Annotated in this window: 17 protein-coding genes; 10 read left to right on the top strand and 7 right to left on the bottom strand. The window is 37.5% G+C overall.

Going from position 1 to position 16,347, the window contains the following annotated elements; all coding sequences use genetic code 11:
• Positions 1–67: 67 nt before the first annotated feature.
• Positions 68–694, top strand: a complete 627-nt coding sequence (locus MSBRM_RS06120) for a LysE family translocator (RefSeq protein WP_048118868.1) — start codon at positions 68–70, stop codon at positions 692–694.
• On the top strand, positions 691–825 hold the full coding sequence (locus MSBRM_RS21665) for a hypothetical protein (RefSeq protein ID WP_268989048.1): 135 nt from the start codon (positions 691–693) through the stop codon (positions 823–825). Before MSBRM_RS06120 ends, MSBRM_RS21665 begins: the two co-directional genes overlap by 4 nt.
• Before the next feature lie 401 nt (positions 826–1,226).
• Here MSBRM_RS21665 and MSBRM_RS06115 read toward each other — a convergent pair whose 3' ends face one another.
• Entirely contained in the window at positions 1,227–1,583 is a 357-nt protein-coding gene (locus tag MSBRM_RS06115) for a hypothetical protein (protein WP_141706316.1), read from the bottom strand.
• Between the two features lie 2,394 nt (positions 1,584–3,977).
• Between MSBRM_RS06115 and MSBRM_RS06110 the strand changes: the two genes are divergently transcribed.
• A complete protein-coding gene (locus MSBRM_RS06110; RefSeq protein WP_048118874.1) occupies positions 3,978–4,316 on the top strand; it encodes a hypothetical protein in 339 nt (112 codons plus the stop codon).
• Positions 4,317–4,795: 479 nt separating this feature from the next.
• Here MSBRM_RS06110 and MSBRM_RS06105 read toward each other — a convergent pair whose 3' ends face one another.
• Positions 4,796–5,443: a TatD family nuclease-associated radical SAM protein gene (locus tag MSBRM_RS06105; protein WP_048118877.1), complete on the bottom strand. Its 648-nt coding sequence runs from the start codon at positions 5,441–5,443 to the stop codon at positions 4,796–4,798.
• Positions 5,444–5,752: 309 nt separating this feature from the next.
• Between MSBRM_RS06105 and rpl7ae the strand changes: the two genes are divergently transcribed.
• The 7 genes from rpl7ae to MSBRM_RS06075 all read left to right on the top strand — a co-directional run bounded on the left by rpl7ae (position 5,753) and on the right by MSBRM_RS06075 (position 9,554).
• The gene (rpl7ae, locus tag MSBRM_RS06100) at positions 5,753–6,115 is read left to right on the top strand and encodes a 50S ribosomal protein L7Ae (RefSeq protein WP_048118879.1); all 363 of its coding nucleotides are present in this window, start codon (positions 5,753–5,755) and stop codon (positions 6,113–6,115) included.
• A gap of 24 nt (positions 6,116–6,139) precedes the next feature.
• Positions 6,140–6,361, top strand: coding sequence for a 30S ribosomal protein S28e (locus tag MSBRM_RS06095; protein ID WP_011308299.1), 222 nt, complete (start codon positions 6,140–6,142; stop codon positions 6,359–6,361).
• A 15-nt stretch (positions 6,362–6,376) separates the two neighbouring features.
• A complete protein-coding gene (locus tag MSBRM_RS06090) occupies positions 6,377–6,565 on the top strand; it encodes a 50S ribosomal protein L24e (RefSeq protein ID WP_011308298.1) in 189 nt (62 codons plus the stop codon).
• 40 nt (positions 6,566–6,605) lie between these two features.
• Complete coding sequence (ndk, locus tag MSBRM_RS06085) at positions 6,606–7,055, top strand: nucleoside-diphosphate kinase (protein ID WP_048118882.1); 450 nt, start codon at positions 6,606–6,608, stop codon at positions 7,053–7,055.
• Between the two features lie 5 nt (positions 7,056–7,060).
• Positions 7,061–7,195: a hypothetical protein gene (locus MSBRM_RS21660; protein ID WP_255361873.1), complete on the top strand. Its 135-nt coding sequence runs from the start codon at positions 7,061–7,063 to the stop codon at positions 7,193–7,195.
• Positions 7,196–7,209: 14 nt separating this feature from the next.
• Positions 7,210–8,985: a translation initiation factor IF-2 gene (gene infB / locus MSBRM_RS06080; protein ID WP_048118885.1), complete on the top strand. Its 1,776-nt coding sequence runs from the start codon at positions 7,210–7,212 to the stop codon at positions 8,983–8,985.
• A gap of 149 nt (positions 8,986–9,134) precedes the next feature.
• On the top strand, positions 9,135–9,554 hold the full coding sequence (locus tag MSBRM_RS06075) for a 30S ribosomal protein S6e (RefSeq protein ID WP_048123041.1): 420 nt from the start codon (positions 9,135–9,137) through the stop codon (positions 9,552–9,554).
• Positions 9,555–9,999: 445 nt separating this feature from the next.
• On the opposite strand, the gene MSBRM_RS06070 is transcribed toward MSBRM_RS06075, so the two are convergent.
• From MSBRM_RS06070 to MSBRM_RS20125, 5 genes are all read right to left on the bottom strand, one after another.
• Positions 10,000–11,100 (bottom strand): outer membrane lipoprotein-sorting protein, encoded by a 1,101-nt coding sequence (locus MSBRM_RS06070; RefSeq protein ID WP_230669071.1) that lies wholly within the window; start codon positions 11,098–11,100, stop codon positions 10,000–10,002.
• Between the two features lie 331 nt (positions 11,101–11,431).
• Positions 11,432–12,085 (bottom strand): hypothetical protein, encoded by a 654-nt coding sequence (locus tag MSBRM_RS06065; RefSeq protein ID WP_048118889.1) that lies wholly within the window; start codon positions 12,083–12,085, stop codon positions 11,432–11,434.
• Positions 12,086–13,017: 932 nt separating this feature from the next.
• Complete coding sequence (locus MSBRM_RS06055) at positions 13,018–14,796, bottom strand: M28 family metallopeptidase (RefSeq protein ID WP_048155042.1); 1,779 nt, start codon at positions 14,794–14,796, stop codon at positions 13,018–13,020.
• Between the two features lie 14 nt (positions 14,797–14,810).
• The gene (locus MSBRM_RS06050) at positions 14,811–15,866 is read right to left on the bottom strand and encodes a right-handed parallel beta-helix repeat-containing protein (RefSeq protein WP_048118910.1); all 1,056 of its coding nucleotides are present in this window, start codon (positions 15,864–15,866) and stop codon (positions 14,811–14,813) included.
• A 91-nt stretch (positions 15,867–15,957) separates the two neighbouring features.
• Complete coding sequence (locus MSBRM_RS20125; protein ID WP_155396473.1) at positions 15,958–16,116, bottom strand: hypothetical protein; 159 nt, start codon at positions 16,114–16,116, stop codon at positions 15,958–15,960.
• Positions 16,117–16,347 lie beyond the last annotated feature (231 nt).

The raw sequence follows: 16,347 nt of genomic DNA, 5'->3' as shown, positions 1-16,347 counted from the left end.
CGAGATTTAAGGCAGATTTCCTGGACTGACATTTCCTTGGATTGATATAAAAAATGAGGCATTAAAGGTGCTGGATCTTATTGAATTTTTAGCCCTGGGTTCGTTTCTCGGCCTTGCTGCAGGAACATCCCCAGGTCCACTGCTTGCTGTGACCATTTCTGAAACTCTACAGTACGGCAAGTGGGAAGGAATAAAGGTTGCAGTGTCGCCTCTAATTACGGACCTGCCAATTGTTTTATCCGTATTGTATGTGCTGTCGCATCTGAAAAGTTATGACTTTATTATCGGAATCATTGCGTTTTTTGGGGCTTCATATCTCATATATTCAGGAATCGAATTACTGAAAATCAAAAAAGACAGTCTTGAATTAAATGTAGAAAAAGAGGATGCCCTTAAAAAAGGAGTTATTGTAAATTTTGGAAACCCGCATCCATACGTTTTCTGGTTTTCCATAGGTGGACCGATAATTTATAGGAGCCTGAACACTCATGTTTCAGCTACAGTTCTGTTTATATTAGGGTTTTATATCTTTCTTGTCGGGTCAAAGGTAGTCATCACACTAATTGTAGAAAAGTCAAAGTCCTTTATAAATAGTAAACACTACTTTTCTATTATCCGCGTTCTGGGAATTGCACAGATTATCTTCGGATTGACTTTTATTAAAATGGGCTTGAGTTCACTAAATATTATATGATTGGTCTGTTCACAGACGGAAAAGAATGTGACATTAAGAACGGAATACGAAAAAGTAAAGCAAGAAGAATATACCGTGTTATAAAAGAGATTGAAGAGAAAGAAAGACAAGCTAGAGAGGCTGCCAGGTAAGGTAAGGTAAGGTAAGGTAAGGTAAGGTAAGGTAAGGTAAGGTAAGGTAAGGTAAGGTAAGGTAAGGTAAGGTAAGGTAAGGTAAGGTAAGGTAAGGTAAGGTAAGGTAAGGTAAGGTAAGGTAAGGTAAGGTAAGGTAAGGTAAGGTAAGGTAAGGTAAGGTAAGGTAAGGTAAGGTAAGGTAAGGTAAGGTAAGGTAAGGTAAGGTAAGGTAAGGTAAGAGAAAAGAGGAAAAAATTGGAAAGAGAGAAAATTAGGCAGAAAAAGTTAGAGCAAGAAAAGCATGAAACCAGATCTTGGGACTGGAAGCAAAAGCACCCAATAAGGCAGATCTGACAGTGTTAAAATAAAAAGTAAAAAGGGAATTATCCCTTTATTACTTTACCTTTATTGCTTTACAGTTACTTTTTTGCAGCTTTTATTTTAATGGCTGACTTTTTAGTCTGCTGTACATGACAATTTCCAGCACCATATACAGTTACTTTTACGTCATAGGTACCAGGCTTTTTTATGATAAGCGAGCAATTGCAGATATGTTTTACCGTACAGTGTTTACAATAAGATCTGCAGGATGCAACTACCTTTCCATGTTTATCCAATACCTGGTATTGAACACTTTTAACAGTGCCTGACGTATAAGTTGTGAACCCGATTTTAGCTGGTGCTGTTCCAGTTGGGTTGTTTACTGTGAACTTGACAATTTTTACATTACACGCAGTACTAGATGAAGCTCCTGCGGTAGCAGTACATAATGTCAAGACCAATAACACTAATACAAAGAAATTTGTTGTTCGTTTCATCATTTTGTATGAATAGACAATCTTGATTATATAATTATAGAAACAATTTAAATAACTAAGATGTACTGAAAATAAATTTGAACATGTGACTTTTAGGTAAGTGCAGTAATTCATAACTCTAAAAACTTGAAGATAATAGTAGACCTTAGACAATTTGTGAATTTACTAGAGGGAATGTGATCCGAGTTTTAGTCCCAATATACTTTATAAGATTCAACAGTCTCCACTGGTAAGTTATACCCTCCTCCACTATTAAACAGGTACTGCGATTTATATATACGACCCTTGGCAATATTAACAATACACTCTATTATGTGGTCCGCCACCCTCAAGACTGTTAGTGCGGTTAATGAAGGTTAATCCGTGAGCCTATCCCGAAACTCAAAATTTGATTTTTGAATCTCGTATTTGGAGCAATCAATTGAATACTTAATCACTAAAATGATCCTCTAAATTCATGATGATTTAAAATAAAAATAGGTTTTGGGATAGGCTCATCCAATGAGAAGAAGTTAGTTGATCAGACTTATTATCTGAAAATTGTGACAGTTTTTATATGTCGGCTCCTCGAATTTAGTAATACAATTATACATTATAATAGCATTAGTTATTATTAATTTAACGAAAAGTATTAAATAGAAGTTCGCCATATATATCTTTGTTCAAAAGGCAAAGAAAAACCTCCTAAATCTATTAATCGAACTTGAGACTGTAAATTCCTCACCTGTAATAGCAGGCAGGTGGGGAGTTTCAGGTCCAGCGATTGAAATACTATCAAAAAATCAACAACATCATATCGCAAAAAGTTATGCTAAGCCTATAATGCTCAGGTATTGAGGTGTTATAAATATGCAGCAGATAACATTGCCTGAATGCGTTTATAGTGATCTAAATACGTTTATTTCTACATGTTATTCCAAACATTTACCACACCCTTTACTCATTGCCCAAGCATTTTGTTTAAGGTTCCAAGAGTACGGAAAAAAATATGGGCTTTCTACAATAACCGATAACGTAGAATATATTATAAACAACCATTATTAAATATTTAAATTTGGAAATACTTTTTTAAAACGCCAACTATATGAAAAAATGTACATTGCGTACTATTCGATGCTTTCTGGATGAAATGTCAATTACTATTTTAGAGTGTGCTACTTATCAAAAAGGAACATGTAGATTTAATTAGCTTTCATTATCGCTTCAATTAGCGTTAATTAGTTTTCATTATCGCTTCAATTAGCGTTAATTAGCTTTCATCATCGTTTTAACCACAGTTCTACCCACCTCTCCAGAAGCAAGAATAAACATTGAATGGTTGTCGCATTAAAAAATTGAACTTTAAACGGCTGAAGCAAAATCCTGAATCCCAGATTCTGAACCATAAAGTCATATTAGTCATCTTATGTCGTTTTTGTCACGCTCGACGTAGGAGAGCGGCCTTTCCGAAAAAGATGAAAAAGAAGAATATATAAGGCCCTTCAAAATAAGTGTATAAAGAAAGATGCCAAAATGCTTATTTCAGTTATATACATATAACTAGAGTTTACCAAACAAAAATACATCTTACAAATCAAAATTTTAGAATAATAACTAAAATTGAGTTTTAAAATGAAAAATTGAGTGTAATAATAGCTTTATTTTTCAACAAACTGCATTTATTTATAATAATGGAATTCGATCACATTTTTCCTTTATACACAATTTCACCTTAAAAAATGGCAGTGTCTCGAATTTACTGTAAATTTGAATTCAAGTTTTTACGTACTATATAGATAATTGATCTTCCGATATGGAATTTTCTACTCCATAACTTTTTGATATTTATGATTTTACAGAAAAATTGGAACACTATCTAAAAAAGGGCTAATTAGTATATAAATATGGAATTAAAAGCACAGATTTCATTTAAATATAACAAAAGTTAGTTTATAAGTGTGTTTTACTCTGAAAAACAACAGAAAAATACTTGATTTCAAAAATAAAGCTCATTAATCCTTAAAAAACGAACCAATATTTAAGGACCCTAAGAATATAAGAAACTGAATCTCAAAGGTGATAGCGAGTGATTGAACTAAATGCTGAAAACGTTTGCAACTATTTAATCACTGTTGCAAATAATTCAAAAAATACGATAACATATAGAGGATAGATGTTCTTCAAAATTCTTGACGATTCTGGAAATTAAACTGGATCTTATAGTTAGTAGAGATTAACTATTTATAAGCCGATATATATTATTTAATTTATATTAATAATCTGTATTATATTTTAAATCTTAATTTTTTTATTTAACTGCGTACTTGTATTCAGCCGAATTTAAGAGCCAAATTTGTAATTGGGGGGTAAAGAATGAAAATTAAATTAATAGTTTCTTTACTATTAATATGCCTGGTTTTTTCTATCGGATCTGCACAAGCACAGCTAGGGAGTAGAAGTTGCGAGCCTGTAACGATATCAGGTGTAACACCTGATACGTTTGAGTGCCTGAAAACAAATCTTCAGAACTATGGCATCGACGTTCCACCTGGAAACAAAGGAGAACTTTCAGGAAGAGGGATTACCGGAAGGTTTGAATGGGATGGACAGTCTAATCTTACTTTAACAATTACAAGAAAACCTGTTTTCATCAACTGCGAAACTGCAGACCGCGAAATAACACGCTTCATAGATGAATGCAAACGCATGTAAGAAAATGCTTGGTTAAAGGGCAGGTAGAAGTAAACTAGTGCAACGATTCTTAAATAAATACATAATAAGAAAATAATTACAGCTTATGACGTAAATATTGACACAAATATTATTTTAAAGTCGCATGGAACTCTGTAACACGGAAAAAGCAGCCAGTCGCAGAGTGATTTAATCTGGAATATTACACAACCACGAAAAACACAGAAAACACAGAAGAAACATGCCTTTCCTACTTATTTCCGTATCTTCCGTGCTTACCGTGGTTTTCTAAAAATTTATTTAGGATATACTTTGGAATCAATGTACTAGCAATAATTGTCGGACAGCCTGTGAAAAACGGAGTATTCGTGACCCTCTGCGCTCCCAAGGTAATGAATAAATGTAAATAAATGTCACATTATTTAAAGTGATGACTATAAATATATCAAGTTTAAATTTTTAGGTTATGATTTTCTAAGTATTTTAACTTTTAACAGTTTTCAGATTTCTTTGCTTGCAGCTTCGGATAAAGTCCTTATGTGGAAGCTTGAATCAAGCTCCTCTGCAAGCTTTCTGCATTTTTTCAAGTCAATTTCGGGTACATTAACTACTGTAACCCTTGTACTGATTCCTGCCTTCCTTGCTCCCTTGACAAAATCAAGTACTGCAGAATATGCATTTTTATGAATCGGTCTGCAGAGTTTGTTATATTTATCTTCGGACTCGGCATTCAGGCTTACGGAAACAGAGTTTAACCCTGCGGTTTTCAGTTCTGAGACTACATCTCTTCCCGGATTTATCAGGGCTGCCTGTCCATTAGTATCTAGTCTGACTCGAATATTCCGGCTTTTCAGCCAGCGGGTTACTGCTAGCACCACATCGAACCTGATTGTTGGCTCTCCAAGGCCTGTGAATACGATTTCTCTGTATTTTGAAAGATCCAGTCCTTCAAGGGCTCCGATAACTTCCTCTGTTGTCGGTTCTCTTGAAAGCCTCAGGTCATATCCGTAAACCCCGTCTGCAAAATTACGGATGCAAAAGACGCAGTCTGCACTGCAGCGGTTTGTGAGATTAATATAGAGATTTTTATGAGCTTCATAATAAATTGCGTCCATGAGATCAAAATTTCTGACATTCCTTATAACCATGACGTATTAGTTCATTTTTTATCCTGGAATTGGAAATAGCCTTATATATATGAATTTCTTATCAATCTACTTCTGCTTTTGGTCTATGACTCATGTTTTCAAGCAGAAAGTTTATAGGTGATCATGTACTTCTAAGGTTCGATCTGCAGCATTTAGCTAGCAGTATCTATGTTTCAACTCATTTACTCTCCGCATTGAAGTCCTATACGGTTTCGATTTAAGACTTGATTTCAATGTTGACAGATGTGTGTTAAAAACCAATGATTGATGAAAAATTGCGATACTCGCAATTTCGAAGGAGAATCTTATATGGCACAATTAGCTAAATTCGACGTTCCAGAAGAACTTACAAACAAAGCACTTGAAGCCCTGGAGCTTGCCAGAGATACTGGAAAGATTAAAAAGGGCACCAATGAAGCCACAAAAGCAATCGAAAGAGGCAATGCAAAGCTTGTCCTGATCGCAGAAGATATCGAGCCTGCCGAGATTGTTGCTCACATTGCTCCACTTTCCGAAGAAAAGAAAGCACCTTATATCTTCATCAAAAACCAGAAGGAACTCGGTGCAGCCAGTGGGCTTGGTGTGTCCTGCGCAACTGTTGCAATCGTAGATGCAGGAAAAGCAGGTGAAATGGTCCAGGACATTGCCCAGAAACTTGAAGCCCTTAAATAATCCTGATAACATGAGGTGCTAATTATGGCTGATGAAAACATAACCGGCGGCTTTGCTGCTGAGGTTATTGACGTTATCGGGAATACAGGTATGCATGGTGAAGCCAGTCAGATCCAGTGCAGGGTTCTGGAAGGCAGGGATAAAGGCCGTGTTATTACAAGAAACTGCGTGGGCCCAGTCCGCGTAGGTGATATCCTGATGCTTCTTGAAACCTCAAGAGAAGCAAAGAAACTGACCACCAGATAAGAAAGCGGTGAGACAATGGAACAGAGAAAATGCTATTTCTGCGGGAAGATGCTGGAGCCCGGAACCGGTAAGCTCTACGTCAAGAAAGACGGTTCTACCTACTACATTCACTCTTCCAAGTGTATGAGTAACTTCAATCTGGGTAGGCTTCCAAGACGTACCGAATGGACTGAAAAAGGTAAAATCCAGTTGAAGAAAGCATAAGAATTGTCAGTTTATTTGTTCGGATTATTAAGGTGTGCACATGGAACAGACATACGTTATGGTAAAGCCTGACGGAGTCCAGCGCGGGCTGGTAGGAGAAATAATCTCCAGAATCGAGAAGCGAGGTCTGAAAATCGTTGCCCTCAGAATGAACGTTATCAGTGAAGCCACTGCAAAAGAGCATTACAGTGAACATGCGGCCAAGCCTTTCTTCCCCGGCCTTGTCGGATTCATAACGTCGGGACCTTCAGTTTCAATGGTAGTTGAAGGAAAAGATGCAATTCGAGTTATGAGGGCTATAAACGGGGCTACAAATCCTGTAGATGCAGCTCCCGGAACAATCCGTGGGGATTTTGCTCTGGATGTAGGCAGAAATGTAGTTCATGCTTCCGATTCCCCAGAAGCTGCTGCAAGGGAAATTGCAATTCACTTTAAGGACTCCGAAATCGGGAACTATTCCAGGATTGACGAGGTCTGTCTGTACGAATAAAGCAGGTGCATCAAAGCCTTTTCGCGTTTCTGAAACTTCAGGACACGATTCAGGGCCTTTGTTTATCCGACCTGCAATTTGGGTCCGTCAGGGTAAACCCGGACCCTTCTGGACCTGCAGCAAATAAGACGCGGGAATGAGAGAGGTTTTGCATATGGCCGACAAGAAAAATTTGAGGACTCCTATAGTCTGCGTGATGGGGCACGTCGACCACGGGAAAACGACTCTGCTGGACAAGATCAGGGGTACTGCAATTGTCAGTGGAGAAGCCGGCGCTATCACCCAGCATATTGGGGCAACTGAAGTTCCAATAGATGTAATTATCAACAAGCTTGGAGACCCAAGGCTTCGGGATAGGTTCATAGTGCCAGGACTGCTCTTTATTGATACACCTGGACATCATGCCTTTACAACTCTAAGGAGCAGGGGAGGCGCTCTTGCCGATCTTGCAATCGTTGTAGTGGACATAAACGAAGGTTTCAAGCCTCAGACCTACGAAAGCCTGCAGATCTTAAAGCGGTTCAAAACTCCTTTTGTTGTTGTTGCGAATAAGATTGACAGGATTGGCGGCTGGGTTTCACAAAAAGACCTGCCTTTTGCGGTCACTTTCAAAAAACAGTCTGAGGACGTCCAGGCCCGGCTTGAGACAAAGCTCTATGAAGTAATCGGTGAATTATACAACCAGGGTTTTGCAGCAGAACGGTACGATAGGGTCACAAACTTCCAGAAAACCCTGGGTGTAGTGCCTGTAAGTGCCATGACAGGCGAAGGAATTCCTGATGTCCTGATGGTACTTTTAGGCCTGGCTCAGAAATTCCTTGAAGCAAACCTGCATTACAGTGCCAAAGGTCCCGGAGTCGGCACTGTGCTTGAGGTCAAGGAAGAAAAAGGGCTTGGTGCAACCCTGGATGTTATCCTTTATGACGGCACTCTGAAAAAGGGCGATACTGTTGTTATCGGAAGCCTGGGAAAACCAATCCAGACAAAAGTCCGTGCTCTCTTAAAGCCGAGGGAACTTTCTGAGATGCGTTATGAGAGCAAGTTCAAGCAGGTGAACAAGGTTACTGCTGCGGTTGGAGTTAAGATTTCAGCTCCAGGGCTCGAAGGTGCACTCGCAGGTTCTCCAATAAGGGTTGCTAACGAAGATACTCTTGACGAGATTGTAGACCAGATAAAATCCGAGATAGATGAGGTCAGGATTGATACTGGTGCGGTCGGAATTATGATCAAAGCCGATACTCTCGGCTCCCTTGAAGCCCTTGTCCATGAGTTCCAGAAAGATGAGATCTCCATCAGGAAAGCCGAAGTAGGAGATATCTCACACCGGGACGCAATTGAGGCTTCGACAGTTGAAGACCCGCTCTATTCGGTGATTATAGGTTTCAATGTCAAAGTTCACCCTGACGCCAGAGATTTCCTGCAGGAAAGCACTGTGAAGGTATTCACAAGTGACGTGATTTACCGCCTGGTTGAAGATTACCAGAAATATGTAAAAGAGCAGCAGGAACAGGCTGAAAAGAAGATTTTCGAAACAATAATCCGTCCGGGAAAATTCAAAATCCTTCCTGGCTGCATATTCCGCCAGAGTAAACCCGCAGTTGTCGGCATAAGAGTGCTTGGCGGAGTCGTGCGCACAAATGCCGATGTGATGCTTGAAAACGGAAACGTTGTAGGCAAGATCAAAGGCCTGCAGATCGAAGGAGAGAATATTCCGTCTGCAGGAATAGGCAAAGAGGTTGCAATGGCAATTGAAGGTGCAACCGTAGGCAGGCAGATCAAAGAGGAGGACGTGCTCTATGTCAACGTGCCTGAGAGGCATGCCAAAGTTCTTGAGCACGAGATATACGATTCCCTTTCAACCGATGAAAAGGAAACTCTTGATATTTTTCTTTCCCTGAAAAGAAAAGATAATCCTTTCTGGGCAAAATAATGCTTATAAGTGTATAATTATATTCAGAAATTATGTTCAGAATACACGGAAGGTTCAGGTAAAAATTCAGGAAAATCCGAGTAAAGTTTCGGATGAAGAGGCAAGGCAAAGGAATTATTAAAAGTAAATTTGATATTGGAGGATTTCACATGGCTAATTTCAAAGTTGTAGTTTCTGACCCAAAGGAAGGGCGTGCTTACCAGATCGATGTAAAAGACGCTGAAGCAAACGCATTAATCGGAAAGTCAATAGGCGACGTTGTTGATGGTGCTGTTTTCGGCCTGTCCGGTTACAAAGTAAAGCTAACTGGCGGTTGTGATGGCAGTGGTTTTGTTATGAAACCTGACCTTCTAGGTCCCAGAAGACAAAGAATCCTGATGGCAGTAGGTGTTGGCTATACCCCTAAACATCCAGGACAACGCAGGAGAAAGATGGTCCGTGGCAAAGAAGTTGCTCCTGACATTGTCCAGATTAATGCAAAAGTCGTTGAGTATGGGAGCAAATCCATAAAAGCTCTTCTCGGTCTCGAAGCCCCGGAAGAAGCTCCAGAAGAAGCTCCGGCAGAGTAAATTTCAATCAATTAAAGTCAAGTTCCCCGCCTGCGGGCGGGCTTTAAACACTTTTTATTTCGTCTATATTTGATTTTGATTTGATTTTGATTTGATTTTGATTTGATTTTGATTTGATTTTGATTTGATTTTGATTTGATTTTGATTTGATTTTGATTTGATTTTGATTTGATTTTGATTTGATTTTGATTTGATTTTGATTTGATTTTGACTTTGTAACTATTCAGGCACCACAAATCAACATCAAAAGCCTTAATTTAAATGATTTGGTATTTACAATATATTTCAGTCTGTTTTGTAAGTTGATGCCAAATGATGCTGTTTTTAATCTTGCTATGAATCTCTTATGAATCCCTTATTAGACATATCCTTATGGCCAAAATCGGTGTTAATTGATTCATTTTAGGGTACCTGACTAGTTACTTTTTTTCAAAGATTACAAGTTTTATGCCTTTTCTGAAATTGATTCCGCGATTTTCAGCATTTCGTCTTTTTCCAGGGAAGAGCAAAGACTTAGATTTACCTCTCCTAACTTCCACATTAAAAGTTTCGTTTTCCCCATCGAAAGATATTTTCCATCTATCCCGTTAATCTGAATATCCTCACCTCTATCCATAATTGTAGAATCGGATGACTGGTTCGTAGAGACGGTTTCTGCGAGACTTATAAAGGCTTCGTCTTTTGTGTACGTAATTTCAACGGTTTCAAAACTCTGGTTTTCAGGAGAAAATTGGCTGTTGTTGTAGACCATTGAATTATTGAATTCATAGCCTTCAGGAAGGTACTCCGGAGTAAGGATCTTAAAACTGGCTTCCTTTCTGGCTTCTTCAAGGCTCAATTTTTCAGGAGGCTTAATTTCTCCTAAGTCTACTATTTTTGCGCCTTCTGGGACCTCGAATTTAAACTCCGAATCTGGAAGTCCTGTGTTAACCTGCAGGTCTTGAATTTCCAATTTCATGGTTCGATTTCCATCGCCATTATATGTCTCATACCTGAGAGGCATCCATGTTTCCTGATCTACCCAAATTTTTGTCTTGTATATAAGCTCGTAATCTCCATCGTTTTCTTTCGGAGTTGTTTCCAGCAGATAAGTTTTTCTTCCATCTACATTCTCAACTCCAAGTACTGTTACATTAGTATCGTTCAGGAAATCATCTATGATATTGGTATAGTCATTTTTCGTAAGTTCGGAAGTTTTGGAAATTTTTATTTTTGTGACCGTATTGGTATCTGGGGTATAACTCCACAAGATATTCCCATCTGAAACACTTACGGTTTGATTTTCTTTACCGGGCTCTGTTACAATACTTTTAATCATATTAGGCTTTTTGAACATAGTTTTGGATTCTGATTCTTTGGTTTCTCCTCCAAAGTAAGAGGTCATATGCATTGTATATGAATAATCTCGAGTATTATTCTCTTTATCCATCATCTGGGATGCAATTTGTTCTGCACTCAGGTCTTTTTCCGCGCAGCCTGAAGCAAAGAGGGCTACAACTATGAAAGTCAGAACAAATATTGAGCTAAATTTTTTCATTGTTGTCATATTACTCATCTTTCAATAGTTCATTTTTTTTAAATATTGTAAAACTAATAATCTTAAAGACATTTGTAATTATTTATGAATTTTTCAAAATTAAGCTTAATTATATTGAGCTTCTATTTGATCAACAATAGGACCAGTCACTTCGCAATCATGGCAACCTTTTTGATGAAAATACTGAATTGTGATCGGATTTGCATATGCTATCGGTATAAAAATAAGAGATAAATAAATCATAGTCATGAGAGCTATTATATGAGAAATGTTTTTCATGAAAATCCCTATAAGTACATCTTTTATTTTCACGAATCTGTGTATGTCGATAATAGGAAACTCAATTATCTGAATTCTGTTTGCGCTGCAACCATTTTATTCCTAAAACCAAAAATATCAATAATATTCCAAGAATTATACTTCCTTTCAAAATAGAAAGAATAGGATAGTCAAGAACAAGGTAACGTACAAAAATGAAGGCACATGCGATTACGTAGAAAACCAGCAATCTTATAGGATCTTTTTGATTTGCTTTCCTTTCACCATATATGATCTTTGAGAGTGAGACTCCGATAAATAATAAAAGCAAAATCCAGTATATCTGATCCATATTATAAACTAAAGAAGCATAAAGATAGGCGATATACAAAAGTATTGTAACAAGTAGAAGACCCATATGTTCTCGAATTGATGAAGAAATTTTAGTTTCTTCATCTTTATAGACCTCTGTGATTTTTTCGTCATGAGACTTTGAACTCAAAATATGGTTAATTATAACGAAAAAATTATTGTTATCAATTTGTTCCTTTTTTCTATACCAGACCATAAAAGAGAAATGGATAGCTGTAATAAAGAGGGAAAGAATAAATACCCCTGACATCCTTAGCGGAATATATCCTTCCCTATTTAGCAGCCCGATTATTAAAAAACTAACAACTAATACCGGGAATGAACGTAATAATTCTTCTTTTACAATATAATCTATATTAACCATCGCTGTATCTCCTGATACAAACAACTTTTTTGATGAAGTATTCAATGAAAACTAATGTGCAAATATGGTTGGAACTGGCAAGAAAAGTAAACAAAAATACAAGACTTGCTCAAGCCGAAACCAATTTACCTTTTAAATATAGGAATTAGTGAATAGATAGTCGTAATGGATATAAATATACCAAATAAGGCGAAAAACTTCGCCGTTACAGTACTGCCAGATGATTTAAAGTGAAAATACAACCCAAAACAGGTAGCACTCGCGAAGACATTGCTACAAATTGACAGCAATTTAGATAATTTTGCATCAGTTTCAGAAATGGAGAGGATGAATAAAAGAAGTCCGACTCCCATCAGCACGATATAGGAAGTAATTAGTGATTCCATTATGGTTACTGCAACACCCGCTATGATGATACAGATAGAAACAAAAAATGAAAAGAGAAATTGTTTCGAATTTCTTTTTATTGGAGTCTTCATTCAGTCACCTCTCAATAACACTTATGGTCACAAGCCCATTCGCTTCCGTGATCCAGGTAGTAACTTGTGCACTCATTCTCTGAACTTTGCTATTCAATACCAATCAATTCCACCTCTTCACTTTCATTTAAGAGGCAAGAAGCAAACTATAAAATAGTTATAAAGTTATAGACTCTATGCCTTCGGGTATGCATGGTTCAGGATCGTTCTCAAACTTTACTTGAATCTTGCAAAATATTCCCACTTATTCAGTTTTTGAGAATTAGTTATAAGTTTTCCGGCCAATTTCTCTAACTATCAGAGATCAGGGAATCTTTACAGATCTAAAATGAGCTACAAAAAACAGTTAGAGAAATTGGTCGGAAGTTATATATAGATCAGGTCAATGCCAATTATTTAAAATCTACAGCTAGTGATCAGGCTTTTTGTGCCTTACTCGATATATCATATACTCTATTTCTTTTCATCTTTAGAGACCTTTGGATCCGAAAATCTCTTTATTATCCACTTTCCATAAAATGCAAAAGCAGCCAAAATTGCAACTACACCCGAGACAAAGATAAGAGGATTTCTACGATCCATGAATGGGTTATCTACCTGGACTCGTTCCATGGAATATTTTCTAAAATCAGAAGTTTTATTTTCCATGAACAAAGTTCCGTTTTCATTTTCAAACCATATCTTTAAATTGTGACTACCAGGGGTGAGAACAAAAAGATTTTCGGGATCCAGAGGCCCGAAATCATCCAGGTAATAATAAAGAGTTCTGTTTGAGTCCATGTAATTTTCTGGGTAACCGATTACATATGTTACCTCATTCTCAGAGCACTCTATTTCCTGATGAGGAGGTTCAGAACTTCTGCTTTGTTTTTCCTTATTTACAACATTTATGCTTTCGGTGCCTCTATTTCCATAACGATCGGTTGCCAGAACCTTGATGGTATGTCCTCCTACAGGAAGCGAAAAAGTCCTGCCTGATCGGAGATTTCCCAGGCTCTGATTGTCAAAAAAGACTTCCACAGTACTCTCGGGGTCGGAGACGTTATAGATGAGTTCAAATGAGGCTTCTGAAATCTCCGGATTGGAGACATTAACAAGAGGAGCCTGATTCTCATCTGGATCTGCCAGATAAATAACACTTCTGGCAGCCAGAGTACTTGCATTCCTGATAACCGAAAAATCGATATTATCAACCGTATCGCTCAATTTGTGGAAATTATCATGACTTTTGTAATTGTGGTGGCAAAGGACTACTGCAGGAATGTGGTTTTCCCAAAAGATTTCATGATCTCCTCTTTCTATAAGTGCAGATTGAATTCTAACCCCCGAATTTCTTGCTTCATTTTCAAAAATATCTTTAAGCCAGGCATACTGGGGAAGATAGCATACGCAAAGAGGTTCGTTTCCTACGCAGTCGAGATTAACAACTGCAACAATATTGTCTTTCAGCTCAGGATGGGCTTCAACCCATGCCTGGCTGCCAAGAAGATTAGACTCTTCTCCGGAAAAAGCAATGAAATATATTGTCCTGTTTAATGACTTATTCTGCAATGCCTTTGCAAGTTCAAGCATGCAGGCAACTCCACCTGCATTATCATCCGCTCCTGTTCCATTGGCCGATTCGCAAACGTAAGTATCGGACCAGACCGGCCAGAAATAGGGCCTTTTGACCCTGGAATCAAAAAAACCTCGTAGACCGGATTTAGGAGGTACAAGTATTCTTGAATCATAATGTGCAGTTACGAGAATAATCTCATCTTTAAGGACATTTCCCTCTTTAACTCCCACAACGTTTGCTCCACTCACATTCCAGTAATTGAAATTCCTTGTGCGCACCCTTACGGAAAAATTATCAAAAGAGACATGCAGACCTGCGTTTTCCATCTCATTTTTTATGAATAGAGAAGCTTCGGCAGCGTTTTTGCTTCCGATTTTTCTTTCCCCAAAAGAAGATATGATCCGGGTTGAGTTTTCGATTCTTGTTTGGGAAATGTCAAGCGGAACTGATAGAGGTTCTTCACTTAATTTTGAGAGCAGGGAAATTGTCTTGTCCGGACTATCATTCCAGCCAGAGTACGAAATATTGTATACAATTTTTTCTGAACAACTATTTGTTTCATTAATTTCATGAAAATCAGAAGAAAGTACATGGTAATCATGGGCAAATACGGTTTCCGAAAGTAAAACTAAGATTAAAAAAGTAATAACTAGGTTTGCTAATTTTCTGCCCATATTCTCACCAAAAATTACTCTATTCTCAAGAATACAAATGTTATTCCAAATATAACAACTGTCAGGAAAGGATAGATAAATGCTATCTGTGAAGCGTTCGTATCATGGATTTTTCCTTCCTTAATTTTGTTATTGTAGATTTGGTTGGTAGAGCTTTCCGTTACGATACTTTCACTGTTATTTGATAGGAAATTATCTTTAACTGTATTATTACTGGAATTCCTTATTATTGAAATTCCAATACGGCTGTTGTTTGATATAAAATTATTTTTGACCGTATTATTGTTGGAATCAGTTATTTGAACTCCAACAAGGCTCAAAGTTACATTGTTACCTGACATTGTGTTGTTATTGCTGGATTCAGTAAGTAGAATACCGTCATCACTATTTGAGACCATGTTATTTCTCAGTGTGTTGTTATTACTGCCATCTTCAATCCAGATACCGTCTCCTTCGTTCGAACTTGCATTATTATAACTCAAAATATTATTTTTGGAACCCCAAAAGTAGATGCCAAATCGGTTGTCAAAAGCATCATTATTGATGAGATCATTGTCGTTAGAATTTGTAAGACTAATACCTCTCTCATTATCAGAAACAGTGTTCTTGCTTAGCATGTTATGATCGGAACTCTGGAGATCTATACCAATTACGTTGTTTGATAATTTGTTGTTACTAATAATGCTGTTATTAACTCCTTCGAGATGTACTCCGGCGGTTGGAGATGTAACAAAGTTACTGGCACCAGTAATTTTAAAGCCACTGATAGTTACGTTATCCTCAGTCACATTGAAGATATGTTTTCCAGGATTGGAAGCCTGAATTATAGTATCATCTGGATTGCCAGAGTTAGATTTTATGGACACAGATTTATTAACAATCACATTTTCCGTGAAGTTTCCATTGTAAACAAGAATTGTATTGCCATCTTTTACGTTATTGATAGCTTCCTGAATTATTGAGTAATTCGCTTCACCATTTTTGCTCACTGTGACCGTAGCTGCTTCTGCGGTGCCTGCAATTAATATTAGATAAACAAACACCACTGAAAAATAAGCTTTAATTTTCATATATATCACTTTAAGAAATGGTCTCCAAAAATTTAAAGGAAGGTGCGATGTAACCTTCCCTATAAAATCTTTATCATTGATTAGCTATCAATCAATTATAAACAGTTGCTGAACCATCGTATCCTGGAGTACCTTTAGCAGTCTCCACTACATTAGCAGTTTCTTCTGCACTTGCTGCCGGCATAAAAGCCATACATACCGGGAACATTGCCAAAAACAATCTTCCGGTGCTGAATTTCTTTGCGATCATTTATTTTTACGTCTTCACTTTTATTCAAGAGGCTAGAAGCAAACTTTAAAATAGTTGTAAAGTTATATACCCCATGCCTTCGGGTATGCAGAGTTCAAGATCGTTCTCAAACTTCACTGAACTCTGCAAACATTCCCACTTATTCAGTTTTAGAGAATCATTTATAAGTTTTCCGGCCAATTCCTCTAACTATCAGAGATCAGGGAATCATTACAGATCTAAAATGAGCTA

The sequence above is a fragment of the Methanosarcina barkeri MS genome (assembly GCF_000970025.1).
Lineage (GTDB): Archaea > Halobacteriota > Methanosarcinia > Methanosarcinales > Methanosarcinaceae > Methanosarcina > Methanosarcina barkeri.
Note: the sequence above shows the minus strand (reverse complement) of the source record. Positions and strands in the feature narration are given on the sequence as shown.